General features: G+C 44.5%; 17 protein-coding genes. 3 read left to right on the forward strand and 14 right to left on the reverse strand.

All coding sequences use genetic code 11. The annotated features are described in order from the left end of the window. The 5 genes from JMY08_RS12295 to JMY08_RS12315 all read right to left on the reverse strand — a co-directional run. The coding region (locus tag JMY08_RS12295) for an Ig-like domain-containing protein (RefSeq protein WP_265089752.1) at positions 1-971 on the reverse strand (971 nt) is incomplete at its 3' end. A gap of 87 nt (positions 972-1,058) precedes the next feature. Further along, positions 1,059-2,039 carry an OmpA family protein gene (locus tag JMY08_RS12300; RefSeq protein ID WP_201593564.1) on the reverse strand — a complete coding sequence of 327 codons (981 nt, stop codon included), beginning with the start codon at positions 2,037-2,039 and terminating at the stop codon, positions 1,059-1,061. 231 nt (positions 2,040-2,270) lie between these two features. Then, positions 2,271-2,975 (reverse strand): hypothetical protein, encoded by a 705-nt coding sequence (locus JMY08_RS12305; RefSeq protein WP_201593565.1) that lies wholly within the window; start codon positions 2,973-2,975, stop codon positions 2,271-2,273. A gap of 271 nt (positions 2,976-3,246) precedes the next feature. Then, on the reverse strand, positions 3,247-4,566 hold the full coding sequence (locus JMY08_RS12310) for a short-chain fatty acid transporter (RefSeq protein WP_189581244.1): 1,320 nt from the start codon (positions 4,564-4,566) through the stop codon (positions 3,247-3,249). Positions 4,567-4,942: 376 nt separating this feature from the next. Then, positions 4,943-5,590: a glutathione S-transferase gene (locus JMY08_RS12315; RefSeq protein WP_201593566.1), complete on the reverse strand. Its 648-nt coding sequence runs from the start codon at positions 5,588-5,590 to the stop codon at positions 4,943-4,945. A gap of 494 nt (positions 5,591-6,084) precedes the next feature. On the opposite strand from JMY08_RS12315, the gene JMY08_RS12320 reads away from it, so the two are divergent. Beyond that, a complete protein-coding gene (locus JMY08_RS12320) occupies positions 6,085-6,852 on the forward strand; it encodes a class II aldolase/adducin family protein (protein ID WP_201593567.1) in 768 nt (255 codons plus the stop codon). 6 nt (positions 6,853-6,858) lie between these two features. Next, positions 6,859-7,740 carry an alpha/beta fold hydrolase gene (locus tag JMY08_RS12325; RefSeq protein ID WP_201593568.1) on the forward strand — a complete coding sequence of 294 codons (882 nt, stop codon included), beginning with the start codon at positions 6,859-6,861 and terminating at the stop codon, positions 7,738-7,740. A 45-nt stretch (positions 7,741-7,785) separates the two neighbouring features. Here JMY08_RS12325 and JMY08_RS12330 read toward each other — a convergent pair whose 3' ends face one another. From JMY08_RS12330 to JMY08_RS12350, 5 genes are all read right to left on the reverse strand, one after another. Further along, the gene (locus JMY08_RS12330) at positions 7,786-9,474 is read right to left on the reverse strand and encodes an AMP-binding protein (protein ID WP_265089753.1); all 1,689 of its coding nucleotides are present in this window, start codon (positions 9,472-9,474) and stop codon (positions 7,786-7,788) included. Positions 9,475-9,753: 279 nt separating this feature from the next. After that, positions 9,754-10,827, reverse strand: a complete 1,074-nt coding sequence (locus tag JMY08_RS12335; RefSeq protein ID WP_201593569.1) for a CaiB/BaiF CoA transferase family protein — start codon at positions 10,825-10,827, stop codon at positions 9,754-9,756. Further along, complete coding sequence (locus JMY08_RS12340) at positions 10,820-12,991, reverse strand: 3-hydroxyacyl-CoA dehydrogenase NAD-binding domain-containing protein (protein WP_201593570.1); 2,172 nt, start codon at positions 12,989-12,991, stop codon at positions 10,820-10,822. Before JMY08_RS12340 ends, JMY08_RS12335 begins: the two co-directional genes overlap by 8 nt. Before the next feature lie 117 nt (positions 12,992-13,108). Beyond that, positions 13,109-14,317 carry an acetyl-CoA C-acetyltransferase gene (locus tag JMY08_RS12345; RefSeq protein WP_189581227.1) on the reverse strand — a complete coding sequence of 403 codons (1,209 nt, stop codon included), beginning with the start codon at positions 14,315-14,317 and terminating at the stop codon, positions 13,109-13,111. 110 nt (positions 14,318-14,427) lie between these two features. Next, a complete protein-coding gene (locus JMY08_RS12350; RefSeq protein WP_010198593.1) occupies positions 14,428-15,579 on the reverse strand; it encodes an acyl-CoA dehydrogenase family protein in 1,152 nt (383 codons plus the stop codon). Between the two features lie 282 nt (positions 15,580-15,861). Here JMY08_RS12350 and JMY08_RS12355 point away from each other — a divergent pair, with 282 nt between their 5' ends. Beyond that, complete coding sequence (locus JMY08_RS12355; RefSeq protein WP_201593571.1) at positions 15,862-16,500, forward strand: TetR/AcrR family transcriptional regulator; 639 nt, start codon at positions 15,862-15,864, stop codon at positions 16,498-16,500. A 111-nt stretch (positions 16,501-16,611) separates the two neighbouring features. Here the strand turns inward: JMY08_RS12355 and JMY08_RS12360 are convergent, their stop codons facing one another. The 4 genes from JMY08_RS12360 to JMY08_RS12375 form a co-directional block, all read right to left on the reverse strand. After that, positions 16,612-17,259, reverse strand: coding sequence for a hypothetical protein (locus JMY08_RS12360; RefSeq protein WP_201593572.1), 648 nt, complete (start codon positions 17,257-17,259; stop codon positions 16,612-16,614). Between the two features lie 320 nt (positions 17,260-17,579). After that, positions 17,580-18,866: an NAD(P)/FAD-dependent oxidoreductase gene (locus tag JMY08_RS12365; RefSeq protein WP_201593573.1), complete on the reverse strand. Its 1,287-nt coding sequence runs from the start codon at positions 18,864-18,866 to the stop codon at positions 17,580-17,582. Positions 18,867-18,882: 16 nt separating this feature from the next. Beyond that, complete coding sequence (nhaC, locus tag JMY08_RS12370) at positions 18,883-20,346, reverse strand: Na+/H+ antiporter NhaC (protein ID WP_201593574.1); 1,464 nt, start codon at positions 20,344-20,346, stop codon at positions 18,883-18,885. A 202-nt stretch (positions 20,347-20,548) separates the two neighbouring features. Continuing rightward, entirely contained in the window at positions 20,549-22,039 is a 1,491-nt protein-coding gene (locus JMY08_RS12375; RefSeq protein ID WP_201593575.1) for an aldehyde dehydrogenase family protein, read from the reverse strand. Positions 22,040-22,107 lie beyond the last annotated feature (68 nt).

Raw genomic sequence — 22,107 nt, forward strand, 5'->3', positions numbered from 1 at the left:
GTGGTGACTTCAAGACCGCTATTTGGGTCAATCAGTTTGACGCTGGTTGGGTCAATGTCGCCTTCAAGGTCGGTGTCATTGCCAAGCACGTCGATGACCACGGGTTGACCTAGCGTGCCGGTTTGAATCTCATCAACGGCATTTGGTGCGGTTGGTGGGTAATCCACAACGATACTTGCTTGGTTCGATTTGTTACCGGTCAGGTCAGAGACCACATAGTTCACCGGTGTCGGATCATTGGTGAAGCCGGCTTCTGGTGTAAAGGTCACTGCGCCTGTCACGGGATCAACTGTCCAAGCACCTTCGCCTGCTACGGTTAAGGTGGTGACTTCAAGACCGCTATTTGGGTCAATCAGTTTGACGCTGGTTGGGTCAATGTCGCCTTCAAGGTCGGTGTCGTTGCCAAGCACGTCGATGACCACGGGTTGACCTAGCGTGCCGGTTTGGAGGTCGTCCGTTGCCAGTGGTGACGTGCCTTCTTCAATATTGCTGTCACTGTTTCGGCTATTACTATTCATACTAGCCAGTAATCCGACGAGTCCTACACCAGCTGCAGCGGGTATCCACCATGGTATAGCTGCTGCCACATACTCTTGACCACCTAGAGCCTGCCCTTCCACATCGCCTATCTCTAGCTGGGTGACATAATCATAAGTTTCGCCAGTGTCTGGAATATAATAATAATACTCACCATCTTCAGCAATACCAAGCAAAGCACTATCTGCATTGTCGTAAAACCCCTCTATAATGAGGTCGCTGCTCTCACCTTCTTCTTCGAATGAGACATGAAGGTCGTTTTTAATACGTTTGGTAATAATGTGATTAGGCGCACGATTAATGGCGGTATCATGAAACTCGTAATTTACTTTGTTCGTAGCTTTAATAATCGTAGGTATGCCATCTTGGGTTACAACGTCTACTTGGCTTATGGTTTGAGTGGCGTTGTTCGTTTTTACGATGATAGTGTTCATGTTGTTACCTTCTATTTTTAAGTGCAGTGATACCGCTTAAAATATTTTTTATGAGGCAATGTTAGTTGCCATAGCATCAGTTGCGTATCAGTTGCGCGCGCGTTCTTCTACAACAGCAACGACGCGGCGATTAAGCTGACGGCCTGCGGCAGTGTCATTACTGGCTCTTGGCTGCGATTCGCCGTAACCAATGGCGCTGAGGCGTTCAGACACAACACCAAATTGGGTAATTAGCACCTCTTTTACAGCATCTACTCGTCGTTGTGACAACGCTTGATTATAGCGGTCACTTGCGCGGCTATCGGTATGACCTTCAATGGTAACCATAGTGTTGGGATATTGCGTCATGAAGTCTGCGACTTCAGAAATTTTGCTATAGTAATCAGGGCGTACAATGGCCATGTCTGTTTCAAACAAAACTTCGAGATCGATGGTCACTTTTTCAGCCAGCACTGGTGCTTGTGGTGTTATTACTGGTAGCGGAGTTATTACTGGTGGCGACGTCATAATAGGTGCTAAGCAATTTGGCACTACTCTGCTGACTTGATGGGACTGATAGCGCTTGGTTTCTAATAACGGTAATGCACTAGCAACAGTGATTTGCTCAAGTGTGCTCTTACCAGTGTTGTCCATATCAATGTAAAAAAAGTACGTTTGACCTTTATCAAGTTGGTAATCTTTTTTGTCTGCGAGTAAATCATTGTCTTTAAAACCGGTGGCATGAGCACTAAGCCGATTGTTACCAACACAAGAATTGACAGCAGTATAGTTACCAGGGTGTAAGCTCACCTGATACCTGTTATTGACAGAAATATTGGCACTGGTTTGCTCTAGATCGTCATCATTTTTACGAATAAATACCAATCGAGTTTCATCACTACTTATTTCTGATGATAACAAGTCACGGAAGTCTGTATCGACCTGATTATTCCATACAACATTACTCACCCGGCGGCTGTCACCCTCGTTATCGATACTGCCACTGCCTGTCATACTACAGCCAGAGACACCAAAAAACATAGTAGGCAGAACAAGAGTCGCAATAGTGGTTCTTAATATTTTTCTCATGATAACTTCCTGATTGTTAATTTTTTTTGAGATAACGTTTTAAAACTGCTTTGATATCCGTCATAAAGCCTATAGTTTACCCAGTATAAAACCACTATAGAGTCAACATTGTTCAATACATACCATACACTATACTGATGTATTGCGTTCGCTTAACTTTCTTCGGTTTTGATGTTTCGATACTATCACTTTTGACTATATACCATCTAACCCACAGACTTATCCTTTAGGCTATTCCGCATCATCCAATAATTTATTAAGCTTGTCTACCATGGCATCATCTATGATGCTGTCTTCTACATAGCTTACGATCTCATCTATGGTCGTCAAATCCATTTCCCGAATACCTAAGCTGGCTAGCTGCTTATTAATAGAGTCTAAACTGTCATTGTCTTCAGAGTCATCTAATAAATCTTCTTCAAATCTACCTCTAACAAACCAATACATTTTTTCTAGTACAGTGTCTTTTTTGGTTAAAGTAGAATAACCATCGCCATAAATAAATAAATTAAAATGATAAAGTATCTCTATATCATTAATAAAGAAAGCACGCTGACACTCTAAAGTATAGGCTTGGATTTCTTTGTCTTCAACGCTTTCATCATTTTTATTGTCTTCATCATATTCGATCGCTTCCTCTACCAATCCGCCCAGTATTTGATAGTCGCCTACTTTAATTTTATGATTATAAATGATAGAGGATTCTGCGATTGCATCGAAAATAATAGCACTGACATCCAACGTATTATTATCGATGTCATAAAACCTCTTTAGTGCGGGTAAAAACTCAGTTAGCTTTTCTTCAGGTACTGGGATCAAAAACTGCTGCTCGTATATTTTAATCATATCTTCAGGCGCATAGGTATTGGCAGTATCAGTCTCGTTTCTACCTGTGGGCTGTAAAGGTGCAAAATCATACGGGTTACTATTGGTCATTTAGGATTGCCTTTTTATTTGGGTTAGCAGTAATAGATGTCTACTATTAAAAAATAATATGCGTTTCGATATGTGTTTCTATATGCGCTTCTAAGGGCATATAAACCTCTCAATATATGCTTAGAATGTATGCGGGTATTGTCGCTTATTTGGACAATTTTAGATAGGCAGCGACAGATATACCACTTGAATTATTTTCATAAAAAAAGACCTTGCCCATTAATCAGGCAAGGTCTAAACGTTAAGCTGTCACGCTAAGGCTATTTTTTAATTATAAAAACAACAACCCTAACCCAATCACAACGCCACTGACGACCAAAACAATGACACAAAAGCCCATGATATCTTTGGCTTTTAGTCCAGCGATTGCCAGTGCAGGCAACGCCCAAAATGGCTGAATCATGTTTGTCCACGCATCGCCCCATGCGACGGCCATGGCAACTTTCGCGGGGTCACTGCCAAGCATTTCCGCAGCTTCCAGCATAATTGGCGCTTGCACTGCCCATTGTCCACCACCCGAAGGGACGAAAAAGTTGACCAGTCCTGCACTCAAAAATGCAAAAAGTGGCAGTGTGTCTGCTGTCGAAACGCTAACAAACGCTTCTGACATAACGGCTGCCAAACCAGATGCCGTCATCATGCCCATAATACCTGCATAAAACGGAAACTGAACGATGATAGCGCCTGCGCCTTTGACCGCTTCTTGAACGGCAATCAAATACTTGCGAGGCGTTCCGTGGAATATGATGCCAAGGAACAAGAACATAAAGTTGACCAAGTCGAGCGTTAACGCAAAGCCATTTTGTACAAAATAATAGACGATAAAGGCAAGCCCCAATGCGCCTATGACCATCGATAAAATCCAACTGTTTTCTAAACGTTCTGCTGGTGTCATGTCCGATTTTGCCGGAAGCTTTTCAATGACGGGATCAGCCAAAACCTTTGGATTTACGGTAACTGTATCTTCTCTTTTTGGCATCATTAAACGGTTTAACAATGGGACAATAATAACCAGCGCAGCAACGATAATTAAGTTATAACCTGCAAAGATGGTCGCAGTCGTCGGAATAATACCAATTTTGTCAACGAAAGGATGGCCTTCTGTGGCAATCGATAGAGGAATCGAGCCAGAGAATCCAGCGTGCCAAATGATAAATCCAGAATAAGCACTGGCAATCAATAAACGGTAATCAACATGTTCAACACGCTTTGCCAACTCTTTGGCGAACAATGCACCAATCACCAACCCAAACCCCCAGTTGATCCAGCTCGCTGCCAGAGAAACTAAGGTTACCCAAATAATCGCACTACCTGGCGACCGTGCAAAACCGGCAAGCTTGCCCAGCCCTTGTTTAAATATCGGGCTGCTTGCCAAGACAAAACCAGTGACGAGCACCAGCACCATTTGCATTGAAAACGCAAGTAACGCCCAGAATCCTTCACCCCAATATGCCACCATCTGTACAGGCGAAGAATCCGTCAGCCCTAAGCCCATACCAAAAATGACGACAGTTAAGATAATCACAAACAAAAACGGATCCGGTAAATACCTCTCCATCAAACTGTTCGAAAAACGTGTAATTCCTTTCATTTTACAACTCCCTTTGTATATAAATTCGAACGTCGTCCATAACCCTAAGGTTACCGCATTATTCCTTTGTATTCTTACTCATTCAGCAACAATCGGCTTTTATTATTCTGTGTCAGCTTTTTACATTTTCTTTATCATTTTTCAAAAGAAAAAGTCTTTGTAGAGCCGTATCGCCCCACAAAGACTTCCAGTCATGAAACCTCTTGCACAAATCATTGAGAGCCTTTGTGAATCTATTAGAGAGAGTCAATGAACAGGTATCGTCTAAAAATTTATTGCTATAATTTATTGCTATAAGAAGCTATATGTTAATTTTTTCAGATAAGTCTACTAAGATCGCAATGTTAAGAAAACCAGAAGTTTTACGCTCTTGGTATCAAGAAGGAAAGACCACTATATCACTCTCTTCTTGCCAAAGGGGAAACTTGGTCATGGCTTGCAAAAAAAGTGGCTGCTCTAGCCAGTGCTGTAGCCATCGCTGCAGATTCGGGTAAGGTAAGCTATAAAAGACATCGCGATCCACATGGGCAAATTGACGGACAAAAGGCATGATACCAATATCGGCAATGGTCGGGCTATCCCCCAGTAAATATGAGTTTTTAGTCAACAGCTCCTCTAAAACCTGTAAAAACGCTTCACCTCGTTGTCGATACTCTGTCTGGGTTATCTCAATATGACGGTCAGCATATTTATAGCGATCCAGCCAATGCTTAAATTCATTGTCGTTTTGATCAAGTAGAGTATTACTTTGATGTAAAACTGCTGCATTGAGTAACCCCTGCGGATCTGTCTGCTCAAGCGCCCACACCATTATGTCGCGACTCTCTTCAATCACCACACCATTAGCAAGCTGCAAAACAGGGACGGTGCCTTTCGGACTAATAGCCAGCATTTGAGATGGTTTATTTTTCAGAGCTATCTCTCGCAGCTCTACCTGCAACTCAGCAAATAAAATACCGAGTCGAGTGCGCATGGCATAAGGACAGCGACGAAAAGAGTATAGGCGATGCAGTGAAGAAGTCATGGATATTTTTCGCAGTTGAATTGAGGGCAATGTGCTCAGATTTGGAAGACTATTATCTTACTACTTATTGCTTTTCACGATAAATAGTATGGAAAATATCTTTCACCTGCTTATGATAACAATGCGAACACTAATCCTCAATGATAGGAGACAAACGTTTCATCTCTCTATCAAGCTAAAAAACCAAATGAAACCTATTGCCTTCAAATATAGTCAAAATACCCCAAAACGCTACGATACTGCTGATATCAATTTTTTGTAGCCTCTGTCTGCACAGGCACAGCAAGCAAGCAAGGAAAACCAATATCAGCAGTGCGTGATGTATCGATATTAATTTTCACTGACTATATCTATATTAAACATGTCATCAGCGAGTCTCAGGCATCTTGAATACAGAATTCAATTGCTTTTATTTATTTTAGGATATAGATTCAAGGAAACTTTACGAAAAAAATGATGTATTCATCACCTTCAAAACAGTCAAGGATGACCTAATGAACAATAATTCAACGCCGAATGTAAAAGACCATGTAACCGAACAAGAATGGCAGATGCGAGTCAATCTGGCGGCTTGTTATCGATTGATTGCCTCGTATGGTTGGGATGATTTGGTTTTTACTCATATTTCGGCACGCGTACCAGATACTGAGGATGAATTTTTAATTAACCCCTACGGTTTATTGTTCGAAGAGATTACTGCCTCTAATCTGGTCAAAGTCAATCAAGCTGGTGAAAAAGTGTCTTCATCAGCATTCGATATCAATCCTGCAGGATTTACCATTCATAGCGCCGTCCATGAAGCCCGTAACGATGCCCACTGCGTGATTCATCTGCATACCAGCGATGGTGTCGCTGTATCTACTCAGCAGCAGGGCTTACTGCCTATCTCACAGCAATCCTTATTTCCATTATCTAACTTGGCATATCACGATTACGAAGGTGTCGCCTTAAACCCTGAAGAAAAAGTACGTTTAGTCGCTGACCTTGGCGAGGCCAATTTTATGATTTTACGTAATCATGGCTTACTCACTTGTGCCAGCACGGTGGCGGATGCTTTTTTATATATGTATATCATGCAAAAAGCCTGCGAGGTTCAGATCAAGGCACAAAGCGGCGGCAGTGAATTAACCTTGATATCACCGCAAATATTGGCTGGTATCCAAGCGGCATCCAAGCAAGTGACTAAAGAGGCCAATGGTGACATTGCGTGGCCCGCCTTATTAAGAAAACTCCGCCGCACTGACCCGTCATTTGAGGAGTAACCTTCGATGATAACACTGAGCGAATGGCAACAGCAGGGACAGCTTGAATCTATTAATGGTCAGCAGATTTTTACCCGTCAAGGCGGAGACAAAGACACGCCAGCCTTACTGTTGATTCATGGCTACCCTAGCGCCAGTTGGGACTGGGAAGGTATGTGGGATAATCTCACTGAGCATTATTATGTGATTACTCTGGATATGTTGGGGTTTGGCTTGTCTGATAAACCCAAAAACGTGCGCTACTTAATCAGTGAGCAAGCTGATATTTTTGAGACTGTTTTGCAGCGTCTTGGTGTCAAAGACTATCATATTTTGGCGCATGATTATGGCGATACGGTTGCACAAGAATTGTTGGCGAGACAAGTTGATGACAGTAGTGATAGCAGCGACAGGCACATTGCCAGTGTTTGTTTTTTAAATGGTGGCTTATTTCCTGAAACTCACAAACCCATTCTGATTCAAAAACTGTTGTTGTCGCCATTAGGGCCTTTGCTATCCAAATTCATTAACAAGCGAAAATTCGCGGACAATTTGCAACACATATTTGGACCTGCAACACCGCCAACCCCTGAAGTCATCGACACATTATGGCAGCTGTTAACGCACAATAATGGTTTAGCAGTGATGCACAAGTTGATTGACTATATCCCTCAACGTCAACAATACCGTGAACGCTGGGTAGGCGCGATTATCAATAGCAACGTACCGGTCAAACTGATCGCAGGTGCCAAAGACCCTATCTCAGGTCAACATATGATTCATCGTTATCGTGAATTGATTCCCAATGCCAATACCACAGAAATGTCAGCATTGGGACATTATCCGCAAATCGAAGATGCTGATGCTATCAGCGCTGAATATCTGACATTTAGGAAAAGTGTTGGATAAAGCATCAGTGATGAGTGTTGGCAAATGTGATAAGCCATTCGGTAATCATGTTTTATTAGCCGATTTTCTGAGCTCATGACGCAATATCTTACCGACTGTCGACTTGGGTAATTCATCAATAAATTCGATCTGTCTGGGACGTTTGTACCCCGTCAGATCTTCTTTACAGAACTGCATGATTTCATCTGTTGTCAAACTGGCATCCGCTTTAACGATAAAGACTTTGACCGACTGTCCCTGTAACTCATCATCGATACCAACGACGGAACATTCAGCTACTTTAGGATGTCGCTCGATCACGTTTTCCACTTCATTAGGATAGACATTAAAGCCACTGACGATAATCATGTCTTTTTTGCGATCATAGATTTTTACGTAGCCCTTCTCATCCATAGACCCGATGTCACCGGTCTTTAGATAGCCGTCAGCGGTGAAGAACCCAGTATTGTCGATATTGTGGTAGCTTGCGATGACATTGTCACCTTTAATACATATTTCCCCAACCTCACCGACTTCTAAAACCGTCTCATCCTCATCACGAATATTGATATCTACACCAGGTAGCGGCATGCCGATGCTGCCGTTGAACGCTTTGTTGGTAAAGGGATTGGCCGTGCCCACACCAATGGTTTCTGACATCCCCCAACCTTCTAAGATGGGATGACCGGTTGAGTCGAGCCATTTTTTGGCGGTTTCTGGCGTCGCTGCCATGCCCCCAGCCAAAGAGAGTTTTAACTCAGAAAAGTCAATCGTTTTAAACTGCGGATGTGCCATCAAGGCCTGATATAGCGTATTTACTGCTGGTAAAAGATGGAATGGCCGCGAGTTTAGAGTCTTTATAAAACCATCAATATCACGCGGATTGGTAATGAGCGTCAGATGCTGCCCCACTCTGAAACCTAGCATAGCAACCACAAAAGCAAAGATATGATAAAGCGGCAAAGCAACAATGGTATTCATTTGCTTATCATCGTCCACATCAGCATACACAGGCTGAAACCATGCCTCAAACTGCGAGGTTGCAATCTCTATGTTGTGATGACTGACGATAATACCTTTAGCTTTGCCTGTCGTGCCACCTGTATACGTTAACAGCGCCACGTCTTTAGTATCCGCGTCAGGTCGGGTATAGCTCATGTTTCTACCCTTTTTTAGGACAGACTTATAGCTTTGTACTTGATACTGAGCATTAGATTTGAGTGAGTGTGGCGGGACTGCTTTTTTAATATACTTGGCAGCCAAGTCGACGATTTTGCCTTTGACAGTGCCCAGCATATCCCCGATATCGCTATAGACAATGGTTTTTACACCCGTGTCATGGACAATTTTTTCGAGGGTTAAACAAAATGGGGTCAAAATAAATATCGCTTTACAGTCAGAATCGTTCAGTTGATGCCTCAACTCACGCGCCGTGTACAAAGGGTTGACGAGGGTAATGACCATTCCTGCCCGTAGTACACCGATGACGATGGGCAGATATTGATTGACGTTCGGCATCATAATGGCTATCACCGATCCTTTTTCAAGATTAAGTCCTTGAATCCAAGCAGCAATAGCTTCAGAGGTTTCATCAACCTGTGCATAGGTATAAGTGACACCCATGTTGGTGATAAATTCCTGTTGAGAAAATTTTGCAAAAGAGCATTCAAACAGTTCTAGTAATGACTGGTTTGTCGCTGAGATATCAGACACGACGCCTTTCGGATAGTGATCTATCCAAATTTTTTTCATCATAACCTTCCTTGGTCATTGGTCATTGGTCATTAATTTTTTGGAGAGAGCTAGGGCGTGTCATCATTTAGATTGTGAGGCTTAAAATTTAACCATTTTAATACCACTAAATGTATCCATGTGCTAATTGATGACACGCCCTAGCTATGAGATATAGTCAAGGAATTTTAGAATCGCTACAAGGCGACCGACCGCAGATAGTACACTGAGTACATTTAGGGCGGGTAACACCGTAGCGGTTTAAAAGTGCTCTGACTATAGCTATAAAATCAATATCCTCTCTTACTGCCAGCCGGATGTAGCACCATGCTCATCTTGATGTGCAAATAAGGGATGCGCTTGGGCTTCTTCTAAGGTCAGTACTGGGGTCACGCAGACATCTGCTGCCGCAAAAACTTGTTGCCAATGCTGAAGTGTTTGACTGGCAAATTTATCGCTTACCGTCTCAGCCGCCGCTTGGCTTTCAGAAGTATTAGGCATAATACCAAGTTGCCAATGGCTATTTTTGAGCGCAGGTAAATCCAATACTTCACACAATCCTTGCCAAAATTTTAGCTCTAGCGAGCCAACAGCCATATGACGCTTGTCTGCTGTTTTGTACAATCGATAGCAGGGTAATAGACCACCCAAAAAATCATGCTGCGGTGCTGGTTTTTTTCCTGAGAAGCTCTTCACCAGCGCTCCCGTTGCCTTTGGCATGACCAGATGCTGATACAAGCTGTGCGTCATACTGACGGCAATATGACGACCTTTGCCGGTACGCTGGGCGGCGAACACAGCAGCGAGCAATGCAATCACAGCGGTATCACTGCCACCTGCCAAATCTGCGAATTGCACGTTAGGCATCGCCTGCTCGCCAGTGGCAGTCTTTAGCTGATCAAGCACACCGCTCATCGCCATAAAATTAATATCGTGACCGGCTTTATTAGCCCAGTCATGAGTGATCGCTTTATCTACTGTACTGCCACTCGCCACGCCATAACCAGTGATCGATACCATCACCAGCTGAGGATTAATCGCATGCAATGTTTTGGCATCTAATCCCATGCCCTCTAACACGTCAGGGCGAAAGCTGTCTAACATCACATCGGCATCTTTGAGATGCGCTTTGATAGCGTCAATACCTTTGGGATCACGAAAGTCGTGTTTCTCAGTGGTTTTACCATGGTTTAATGCTTTAAACAATTCGCCAAAGGCTCTGGCAGGATCGCCATTTTTGGGCTCAATTTTAATAATTTCTGCGCCCAAATCGGCAAGCAATCGCGTAGCAAAAGGCCCCGGCAAGTTACGAGTCAAATCGACCACTCGCAACCCCTGTAAACAATCTGCCATAGAATGCGCTATTGTATTAGCCATCTACAAACTCCTCGCCTTTTTCGGCCATATCCACAAGAATCTGCGCAGGTTCAAAACGCTCACCGTATTTGCTGGCAAGCTCATGGCTGCGTGCAATGAATGTCTCTAGACCCATCGAATTGATAAATTGCAGAGTGCCGCCTTGATGTGGTGCAAACCCCCAACCAAAGATTGAGCCGATATTGGTATCAGCGACAGAGCGCACGACGTTTTCTTGATAACATTTAGCAGATTCGTTGGCTTGAATAAACATCAGACGATCAATCATATCCTGCTGAGTTGGCTGCTCATCCTTGGTGGGAAAAAGATTGGTCAACTCAGGCCATAGTTTTTTGTCACCGTTTTCTTTATAGTCATAAAAGCCTTTGCCGTTCTTTTTTCCTTCTCGGTCATGCTCATTGACCAGCGTTTTGAGTATCTCGTACGAGGGACGCACAGTGATTGGTTTGCCTTCGGCTTGCATATCCAGCTGCTGCTGTTCACTCACGTGCAAAGCCAGACTTAATGACACCTCATCTTGCAATGCCAGTGGCGGCATGGGCATACCTGTTTTCATGCCAGCGACCTCAATACTGCGCGGATGGACGCCCTCTCCTAACATTGCAATACCTTCTGACACATAGGTACCAAATACGCGCGACGTATAAAAACCGCGACTGTCATTAACAACGATGGGTGTCTTACCAATTTGAACGACATAATCAAACGCTTTTGCTAAAGTGGCGTCGTCAGTTTGCTCGCCCATGATAATCTCAACCAACGGCATCTTGTCGACTGGCGAGAAGAAATGCAGACCGATAAATTGATTGGGACGCGTGCTGGCTTTTGCCAATCCAGTGATAGGCAATGTTGACGTATTAGACGCATAGACAGCAGTGTTAGGAATAACTGCCTCAGACTGCTCAGTACACTTGGCTTTAATCTCACGGTTTTCAAAGACGGCTTCGATAATCAGATCGCAGTCTGCCAAATCATCATAAGACACTGTCGGCTTGATGCGATTGAGTAACGCTTGCTTTTTCTCTTCCGTGGAGCGTTTACGGCTAATGGCTTTATCCAAAATGGTGGCAGAATAGGCTTTGCCTTTTTCAGCGCCTGCCATTTCGGTATCTAAAAGTACCACTTCTATGCCTGCTTTGGCTGAGACATAAGCGATACCTGCACCCATCATGCCAGCACCTAGAATGCCGACTTTTTTGGTTTTATAACGCTCAAAGCCATCAGGACGCGACTGACCTTTTTTGATGCTGTTTAGCTGCGTCCATAGCGTGTTAATCATATTTCTAGACTCAGCAGACAGCACACAAGCAGCGAAGTAACGTGACTCAAGCTCAAGTCCCGTATCGATATCCACTAAGCAGCCTTCGAACACGCAAGACATGATATGGGTAATCGCAGGATAGTTTCCGTGTGATTTTTGATTGGCCATGGCAGGCGCGATAGAAAATATGGGTACGACTTTGGGATGTTTACTGTCACCGCCGGGGATTCTGAAGCCTTTTTTATCCCACGGTTGCTGCGCTGTAGGATTGGCTTTTATCCAATCTGTCGCCTGCTTGAGCATATCTGCTTTGTCAGTGGCAGTGGCATCGATTAAACCCATGTCTTTAGCAGCAGCTGGACGCAGCTCTTTACCTTGGGTCATCAGCTCTAAAGCTGATTGAATACCGACCAATCGCGGTAAACGCTGAGTACCACCGCCACCCGGCAGCAAGCCCAATTTGACTTCAGGTAGACCCAGTTTGGTTTTAGGCGAGTCAATCGCGATACGATAATGACACGCCAATGCTAACTCTAAACCACCGCCAAGTGCCGTTCCAGTCATGGCAGCGACGACAGGTTTACCTGATTTCTCTAGTTTGCGTAAGCTAGCTTTCAGGTTTTCGGCTAGCTCAAAGGCTTGTTCAGCGGTTTTAATACTGGCCAATTGGTCAATATCAGCACCGACGACAAAGGTTTCTTTACCAGAGGTCAGAATCAAACCTTTGGCGGATGCATCGTTAATAAAGCTGTCTATCATCACCGCAAAAGTATCGGTAAAACCATCGCCGATGACATTCATTTTGCGACTGCTTTGGTCAATCGTGACGGTGATAATGCCATTATCAGATTCGGCAGAAAAGTTATTCAATGCATTGATGGCATCTACGCTGTTTATGCTCATGTTAAGTCCTTCTTATATTATTTTATGTCGATATAAATCACTAAAAATCTCTTAGCCCTGTCTATTAACGCATTAACGCTATCCATTAACGCTATCCATTAGCATTATCTATTAGTGCTATACGCGCTCAATAATAGTCGCAATGCCCATGCCACCACCGACACAGAGTGTGATCATGGCCGTTTTTAGGTCGCGACGTTCTAATTCGTCAAGGACAGTAGTCATGAGCATCGCGCCCGTGGCACCAAGAGGATGACCCATAGCAATAGCGCCACCATTGACGTTGACGATATCAAGCGAGATGCCGAAGTCATCAGCTGTATTGAGTGGCACGGCAGCAAAAGCTTCGTTGATTTCCCATAGGTCTATATCTGAAGCTTGCATACCCGCTTTTTTGAGCACTTTTTGGCAGGCAGGCGTTGGCCCTGTCAGCATAATGGCAGGTTCCGAACCAACAACTGAAGCCATCGTGATTTTGGCACGGGGTTTGAGACCTGCTTTTTTACCAGCGGCAGCGCTACCGACTAAGCAAATTGCCGCGCCATCGACGATGCCTGACGAGTTACCCGCATGATGCACGTGATTCACTTTTTCAATAGTGGTATACCTGTCCAAGATCACGCTATCAAAGCCCATCTTGCCCGGCATAATAAAGGAAGGATTGAGACCTGCTAAGGTCTCGACATTGGTATTGGGACGGATGGTTTCGTCTTTATCCAATAATGTCATGCCATTGATATCAGTGACAGGAACGACCGATTTATCATAATAGCCCTGCTCCCACGCATTCGCAGCGCGGCGATGCGATTCGCTAGCAAAGGCATCGACATCGGTACGACTAAAGCCTTTCAGCGTCGCGATGGTATCTGCACCAACGCCTTGCGGGACAAAATGCGTCGCTTCGTTAACGCGTGGATCCATATACCATGCACCGCCGTCAGAGCCCATCGGTACGCGGCTCATCGACTCTACGCCGCCTGCAACGACCATATCTTCCATACCTGACATGACCTTGGCGGCAGCGAGATTGATAGACTCCAGACCTGACGCACAAAACCGAGACAAAGTAACGCCCGCCACACTTTGCGCCCAGCCAGCATCAATGACGGCAATACGGGCAATATCAGAACCCTGCTCACCAACGGGTGTCACACAACCAAGCACCACATCATCAACCAAACTGGTGTCCAAATGATGCCGCTGTTGCATCTCTTTTAATAGAGTACGGGTCAGCCAAATTGGTGACGCCTGATATAAGGAGCCATCCTTTTTACCTTTGCCGCGCGGAGTACGGATAGCATCATAAATGTAAGCAGTCTCAGTCATAAAAATCCCTTTTTTTCTTTTTTAAATAAATAGCAATGATGGCAATCTAATCGCCATGTTAAAATCAATAAGTAGAACCAGTAATCAGAATAAATAAGTAGATCAGCCACTTACATAAAGCGTGACGCCAGCTCTTTCATGATTTCATTGGTGCCGCCGTAGATTTTCTGTACGCGGGCATCGGCATAGAGGCGAGCGATTGGGTACTCTGTCATATAACCATAACCGCCAAACAACTGGACGCATTCGTCGATCACATCACACTGCTTTTCTGTCACCCAGTATTTAATCAATGATGCCTGCGGTACTGTCAATTTGCCTTCTAACATGGCATCAACAGCGGCATCGCACATAGTGCTGGCAGCGAGATAATCGGCGTAGCATTCTGCCATTTTAAAGCGCGTATTTTGAAACTTCCAAATCGGTTTGCCAAACGCTTCCCGACCTTTGACATAATCTAGCGTCAAATTGATCGCCAGCTTCATCGCACCAACGCCCGTTAAGGCAATGATTAAACGCTCGCGTGGCAGCTCTTGCATCATTTGAATAAAGCCCATGCCTTCGGCAGTGCCCAACAGATTTTTTTGCGGCACACGCACATTACTAAAGAATAATTCCGACGTATCTTGTGAGGTCAGACCAATCTTGTCGAGGTTACGACCACGTTCAAACCCTTCTACCTTGTCCGTTTCTACCACGATAAGCGAGACGCCTTGCGCGCCTTTTTCCCGATCGGTTTTGCACGCGAGCAAAATCAGGTTGGCATGCTGACCGTTGGTAATAAAGGTTTTTGAGCCATTGATAATATAATCATCGCCATCTTTTACCGCATAGGTTTTGATGTTTTGTAGATCTGAGCCAGTACCAGGTTCGGTCATGGCAATCGCAGCCACATACTCGCCTGTCGCCATCTTAGGCAGCCATTCTTGTTTTTGCGCTTCTGTGCCATGACTCAAAATATAGGGGGCGACAATCCCTGAATGTACCATGCCACCGAACCCTGATTGATTGGCTTCCGCTTGTGCGTATAACAGCGCCGCTTCATGACCGAAATCACCGCCGCCGCCGCCATACTCTTCAGGTATAGAGACACATAAGAAACCGTTTTCACCTGCCTCTTCCCACGCGGCACGGTCTATCATGCCATTTTTGCGCCATTGTTCATCCTTTGGCTCCCAACCTTTGAACATTTTAAGCGCGCTGTCATAGACCATTTCGTGCTCTTCGGTCATCCAGTTTGGGGTAAATTTTTCAATACTCATGTTGTCTATCCTTGACGATGGGAAGTTGCTATCGGTTAATATAAAATGCTATTGAGCATAAATATATCACTTATGGTAATGTAAATTACCGTTTGGTATAATCTAAAAATTCTTTGTATTTATTGAGATTCAAGTCTCATACTAAGATAGTGAAAGACAATACGCAACCTATCAAAAAACAATGGTAATTCATATTACCTAATAAAATTTTAGCGTATCAAACGATCAAATAAGTGGCTATCGAACTGTCTAAAACCCTCTATCCTAAAGGAATGATAAAGCATGCAATCCACGAATCAGATGCCTAACATGACTGAGAGCCGAGCACTGGCACCTTTATCAGATATGCGCCCTGCGACTTTAGAAAAAATTGAAAAAGCGGTTCGTAAAGTGTTTGCAGGTTTTGATGCTAACGAAGTGACGATGGTGCAAATTGCGAAGACTGCCAACGTCTCATTGCAAACCCTCTATAAATACTTCGGGGACAAGCAAACACTATTCAACACGGTGATGGATATCGTACTCGGTAGACTGGCGGCACGCATCATGGATCATTTGCAAGGCATTGACAGCGTGCAAGATCGCCTGCGTAAGACGCTATGGGTATGTTTTGACTTCGTAGACTCGCATCCTGATGCGGTTATGGTGCTGTCATCGGTATCGGTATCACGCATTCGTCACATTGCTATCTATGAGAATAAGGAGCTGATTGGGGCTTTTTTGGAGGTACTAGAAGACGGTCAGAAACGTGGTGTATTGAACGACACCGTGCCGCTATATATTCTGTTCGATGTGTTTATGGGTTTTATCAGCCGTTTGGGTTTGATGCACATCATGCGGCAGACAAATGCCCCGATAAATAAAGAATTTGATGCGCTGTTCGTCATTTTATGGCGAGCCATATCTAAGCCTGAAGCATAAATAAGCTTAGATAATTTGCAAAAACGAAAAAGCCTCACTATCAAGTGAGGCTTTGCTCTGTTTAAAAGCTTATTTACGCCGATTTTTAGACCTATGGTGTCATCGAGACTCTCAAACACTACTCGATTTTGGCAATCCATACGCTATTCTGTTAACCACTTCATTATTGTGCTCAACCGTCAAACGGTAGCCTTGGATGATGCCGTCATAAGGTAGATTGCCTTCATAATACTGATAATGCTCACGGATACCTTTTTTCACTATCGACGCACGCTCGCGCTCGCTCAGTTTGGCAAATCCCTCTGGTAACTGCACTTGAGCCAACCGAGAAGCACCATCACGAGACATCCAATTTGCGCCCGCAGTAAACGTAAAATTCACATCGGCTCGTAAGCTATATTCGGGTAAAGAATTGGAATAATGCGCTAAGTCATGCTTAATCTGAGCGATATCTTCTGCAAATGGCTGGTACGGTATCTCAAGTATGTTAAACAACTTTGCTAAGAATTCATCGGCAGTAAAGTATTTATCTATGTAACTACCATCAAGCCCCAGATACTTATTCGACAATACATGACGCAAGCGATCACAAGCAGGTATCGTGTGTTTGAGAGGATACCCCATGGCTTTGATGATGGCTTGCGAACGCAGCTCAAGCGTGTCTATTTGATTGACTGCATATTGCGCGAGAGGGTGGCGCGGGTGATAACGACGGGTATATTTGGATTGATTGGTAGCGTGGCTTGTAAAATTGGACACCTTAGACTCCTGTAACTCCGACGAAAAAGTATAAAACGAGCCCATATAGGCAAATAAAATTAGGCACAAATGAGGATGTCGGAGTACAGGCTCATGCGCTTTACCAGAATTGTTTTATATCGTGCTGGAAGTTGCAAGGTTCGTATGCCACCATTAATTATAATAACGGACGACGATACAAAGCTGTTAAACCCACGATAGATCAGCTAGCGATGATAGCACATCAGCTGCTGAAAGATAAATACAGATATTGTTCCTCTTTTTTAACACCTTTACTGTTGTCAATACTCACCCTATATCTTCCTACTGTAGTCAAAAAACTATCTAATGATTTTTAGACATTGCCCTGCATGATAGAGCGTCAGCCCTACTTCAGTAAATCCAGATTTCATCGCACCCAATGCTATCTTTGACTCTTCCAAGGTTTTAAATGGCAATGGAATACTGGCTCTGTCTCCAGTCAAGATATAATCCGCAAAGCATTTTCCCATGAGCGTACCAGTGGTAATGCCACGTCCATTGTAGGCAGTCGCTGTCAATAATCCTTCGTCAGGTTCCAAAACACGGAAGATATGGTCTTGCGTAAAGCCAAAATTGCCGCACCATTCATATTGCCAATTGAATGCTGGCAAATCAGGATAATAGCTCTTTTGCACAGCGTTCGCCCATGACTGATAGAAGGATTTTGGTTTAAGTTGCCTGCCACCCACCGTTCCCAATAACAAGCGATCATCTTTGTCACGGCGAAAGCTCGATAATGCCAAGCGCGTATCCCATGCCCCTGTTTTGTAAGGTAAGATACGATCTGCTACTGCTCCACTGAGCGGCTCAGAAGCGATCTGATAATAAGCGACGAGATAAAAAGTCTTAGCAATTTCTGTCCATTCGCCTTCGGTGTAGGCATTGGTCGCAATAATGACGCGCTCAGACTTGACCCGCGCTTTGGGAGTTCTTGTGTACCAATGACCATCTACTTTCTCCAGCGCCTCGACAGCGGAATGCTCGTAGATGATTACGCCGAGACTGGTCGCGACTTTTGCGAGTCCTCTGACATAAGCCAGCGGGTTGATAGTACCAGCACGATGATCTAGTAGTGCTTTATTGATACTTTTGGTGCCGCAATATTCATGGCATTTGCTGCCAGTTAACACCTCAACATTCGCACCGCGACGGCTTAGCTGCTCATATCTGACATCGACATCGACTTCACCTTTGGCGTTATGTGCCATATGGATATTGCCGGCTTGGGTGGCTTGCGCGTCGATATTATAACGCTTGATTAGGTCAAATACTAAGCTTGGTGCTTGTCCAAGCGCTTCTGTCAGACGCTCGCCAGCCGCTTCACCTAGCGCAATATTTAAGTCATCAGGGCGTGCCCATGTCCCTGCATTGACCAGCCCAACGCTTTTCCCTGAACCGCCATTACCAATCGTTTGGCTCTCAAGTAAGATAACCTTGACGCCTTTTTCAGCCAAATGAATCGCAGCCGATAGCCCTGTATAACCGCCACCAATGATACAAATGGTTGCTTGAGTGTCGCTACTCATCTGACTATAGGACTCAATATTGGGGGCAGTCATGTTCCATAAACATTGCTCTTGTAACATCTCATACTCCCTTGTGTCACACGTCACTAAGTGACGTTGAGGTAGCCGTGTCGAGCTTTTCTACCGAAGGCTCTTCACGCGGTATAAACTTATCAAGGAATGCCCATAGCAAGCCAAACAAAGGCGACAACCAGCAAGCAAAAGCAAAAGGTGCATAAGTCAATGTCGCTATACCAAGGGTCGCAGCAACAAAGCTACCGCCCATGTTCCAAGGAATCAGCGGTGACAACAGCGTGCCACTGTCTTCAATAGAGCGCGTGAGTGTCGTGCGCTTATAGCCCATTTCTTTATATTTGTCTTTTAATAAACGCCCTGGCAGCACCAACGTCGTATAAACGTCACCGATTAAAGTACCGACACCAAGGACGCTGGCATAAGTCGTCAAAATCAAGCCGATACGCGACTTCACCGCCTTGTCTATTTTCGCCATAATGGCTTTTAAGGTGCCGTAGTGTTCAAGCGAGCCGACAAAAGCGAGTGCAAAGATGGTCAAGGTAATGACCCATGTCATTGACATGACGCCGCCTTTTGATAGCAATTTATCAACCACTTCAAAGCCCGTTTCACTGACAAAGCCGTTTTGTAAAACGTTAAAAATATCACTGACCCCAACGCCTTGCATAAAAAATGCAATAACTGATGCCACGACAACACCGCCCAAAACGGTCGGTATCGCTGGCATTTTCATCACAGCGGCGATCACGACTACAAGCGCAGGTAATAAGGTAATAATGCTTAAATTGTAATTGTCAGCCAAATTGGTTTGTAATGCTTGGATAGAAGATAAATCAATACTGTCATCGCCATAACCCATGCCAATCCATGCATAAAGTGCTAAGGCGGTAATCATGGCTGGGACAGTGGTCGGTAGCATACCTTTGATATGGTCCCAAAGCTCCACGCCCGCTGCCGCAGGTGTCAGGTTAGTGGTATCTGACAATGGCGACATTTTGTCACCGAAAAAAGCACCCGAGACAATAGCACCGCCTGTAAAATGCGCTGGAATGCCAAGCCCCATGCCGATACCCATCATCGCTAGCCCTACCGTACCGACCGTACCCCATGAGGTACCAGTGGCAACAGAAATAATGGCGCAAATAATACAAACTGAAAATAAAAAGGAGGAAGGAGAAAAAATACTGAATCCATAGTAAAGAATGGTCGGCACCGTCCCTGCAATAATCCATGAACCAATGAGCATACCGACACCCATCAGAATAATCATCGCCGGTAAGCCGATTTTAATAACTTTTAAAAACCGCTCCTCCATACCCTGCCAGTCACGACCACGCATCTTCATAAATAAGCCAGTGATTAAAATGCCACAGGCTAATGGAATGTGCGGGGTAAAATCTTTAAATATGAAAAACTGCACCATAAGAATCATGGCAGTCAATACGAGAGGGGCAATATCAAGTAAGAAGCTAGAAGACGGACCGTAGCCATCATCAGCGGGGTCATGCGGTTTGTCATCGATCATGATAATTCTACCTTCCTTAGTAGTCGTCAATGGTCATTACAACCAATCCTTGATTGCTTATAGTTTTTGGTGTGCCAAGCATATATAAAATATGCTTGGCAGTTCACGCTGAACACCTTATTTTTGACCACTTATGATGAGTCATTTGTGCTTAACCATTTATATATGAACAATCAATCCTGAGTGTTCATATATCTTCATATCAACCAAAACTAATGCCTTGGGCAAGTGGTAGCTCTGTTGAATAGTTGATGGTGTTGGTTTGGCGACGCATATAGGCTTTCCATGCGTCTGACCCTGACTCACGTCCACCACCGGTTTCTTTTTCGCCACCAAATGCACCGCCGATTTCAGCGCCACTAGTGCCGATATTGACGTTAGCGATGCCGCAATCACTACCGCGATCACTGAGGAAAGTTTCCGCTTCACGCAAGTCATTGGTAAAGATACATGATGATAATCCTTGTGGCACATCGTTTTGCATCTCGATTGCCTCATCAAAGTCTTTATAGGTCATGACATATAAAATAGGCGCAAACGTCTCACTTCGAGCAACGTCATTTTGCTCATCAAACTCTACAATGGCAGGCGTGACATAATAGGCATCAGGGTATTTATCTGCTAGTACGCGCTCCCCGCCTGTCACTATCCCACCCGCTTCACGAGCCTTATTCAAGGTCGATTGCATGTTATTAAAACTGTCTTCATCAATCAGTGGGCCGACCAAATTGCCTTCGAGAGGATGACCAATGCTGACGGTTCCGTAAGCTGATTTGATGCGTGGCAAGATATCGTCTTTGACAGACTCATGGACGAAGAGACGGCGTAATGTGGTGCAACGCTGACCCGCTGTACCAACCGCTGAGAATATAATGCCGCGTAGCGCAAGGTCTAAGTCGGCAGTCGGTGCCAAAATCATCGCGTTGTTACCACCAAGCTCAAGCAAGCATTTACCAAAACGCTCAGCGACTTTAGGCCCGACAGTTCTGCCCATGCGTGTACTGCCAGTCGCACTGACTAAGGCAATGTCTTTGTTTTCGACCATGGCATTACCGATATCCGTCTTACCCAATATCACTTGAGACAAATGATCTGGTGCATCACCGAACTTTGCCAAGGCTTTTTCGAACATGGCTTGACACGCCAAAGCAACCAAAGGAGCTTTTTCTGATGGTTTCCAGATGACAGGGTTACCACAAACAATGGCAAGCGCTGTATTCCAAGACCATACCGCTACAGGGAAGTTAAAAGCAGAGATAACACCGATGACACCAATCGGATGCCACGTCTCACGCATGTGATGACCTGGACGCTCTGAGGCAATCGTCAAGCCATATAGCTGACGTGAAACGCCGACAGCGAAGTCGCAAATATCGATCATTTCTTGCACTTCACCTAGGCCTTCTTGTTTGATTTTCCCAGCCTCGAATGATACGAGCATGCCCAAGTCTTCTTTATGCTCACGCAGCACTTCGCCCAGCAGACGAATCAATTCGCCACGCTTGGGTGCAGGAACGACACGCCATTCCTTAAATGCTGCTTGGGCATTTTGGATTTTCTTATTGACCTCATCAACGCTATCTAAGGTTATCTTGCCGATAATCGTCCCATCGATAGGTGTATTGACTTCAAAATCGCCATGTTGATATTGTTCTTCTTTGACACCCATGGCTGACATGTATTGCTTAATCATATTCAATCCTTTGTATAGTAATTTATAATCTCTCTGGTCGACCTTTAAGCTACCTTGCAATACTTTAA

Origin of the sequence: Psychrobacter sp. Pi2-51, assembly GCF_904846665.1 — a bacterium.
Taxonomy (GTDB): Bacteria; Pseudomonadota; Gammaproteobacteria; order Pseudomonadales; family Moraxellaceae; genus Psychrobacter; species Psychrobacter glaciei.

What these genes read in the sequence shown, in the direction of transcription:
- JMY08_RS12340 (WP_201593570.1), bottom strand. Translation starts at nt 12,991, where the DNA reads ATGAGCATAAACAGCGTAGATGCCATCAATGCATTGAATAACTTTTCT.
- JMY08_RS12365 (WP_201593573.1), bottom strand. Translation starts at nt 18,866, where the DNA reads ATGTTACAAGAGCAATGTTTATGGAACATGACTGCCCCCAATATTGAG.
- JMY08_RS12355 (WP_201593571.1), top strand. Translation starts at nt 15,862, where the DNA reads ATGCAATCCACGAATCAGATGCCTAACATGACTGAGAGCCGAGCACTG.
- JMY08_RS12325 (WP_201593568.1), top strand. Translation starts at nt 6,859, where the DNA reads ATGATAACACTGAGCGAATGGCAACAGCAGGGACAGCTTGAATCTATT.
- JMY08_RS12310 (WP_189581244.1), bottom strand. Translation starts at nt 4,566, where the DNA reads ATGAAAGGAATTACACGTTTTTCGAACAGTTTGATGGAGAGGTATTTA.
- JMY08_RS12315 (WP_201593566.1), bottom strand. Translation starts at nt 5,590, where the DNA reads ATGACTTCTTCACTGCATCGCCTATACTCTTTTCGTCGCTGTCCTTAT.
- JMY08_RS12330 (WP_265089753.1), bottom strand. Translation starts at nt 9,474, where the DNA reads ATGATGAAAAAAATTTGGATAGATCACTATCCGAAAGGCGTCGTGTCT.
- JMY08_RS12305 (WP_201593565.1), bottom strand. Translation starts at nt 2,975, where the DNA reads ATGACCAATAGTAACCCGTATGATTTTGCACCTTTACAGCCCACAGGT.
- JMY08_RS12300 (WP_201593564.1), bottom strand. Translation starts at nt 2,039, where the DNA reads ATGAGAAAAATATTAAGAACCACTATTGCGACTCTTGTTCTGCCTACT.
- nhaC (WP_201593574.1), bottom strand. Translation starts at nt 20,346, where the DNA reads ATGATCGATGACAAACCGCATGACCCCGCTGATGATGGCTACGGTCCG.
- JMY08_RS12320 (WP_201593567.1), top strand. Translation starts at nt 6,085, where the DNA reads ATGAACAATAATTCAACGCCGAATGTAAAAGACCATGTAACCGAACAA.
- JMY08_RS12350 (WP_010198593.1), bottom strand. Translation starts at nt 15,579, where the DNA reads ATGAGTATTGAAAAATTTACCCCAAACTGGATGACCGAAGAGCACGAA.
- JMY08_RS12375 (WP_201593575.1), bottom strand. Translation starts at nt 22,039, where the DNA reads ATGATTAAGCAATACATGTCAGCCATGGGTGTCAAAGAAGAACAATAT.
- JMY08_RS12335 (WP_201593569.1), bottom strand. Translation starts at nt 10,827, where the DNA reads ATGGCTAATACAATAGCGCATTCTATGGCAGATTGTTTACAGGGGTTG.
- JMY08_RS12345 (WP_189581227.1), bottom strand. Translation starts at nt 14,317, where the DNA reads ATGACTGAGACTGCTTACATTTATGATGCTATCCGTACTCCGCGCGGC.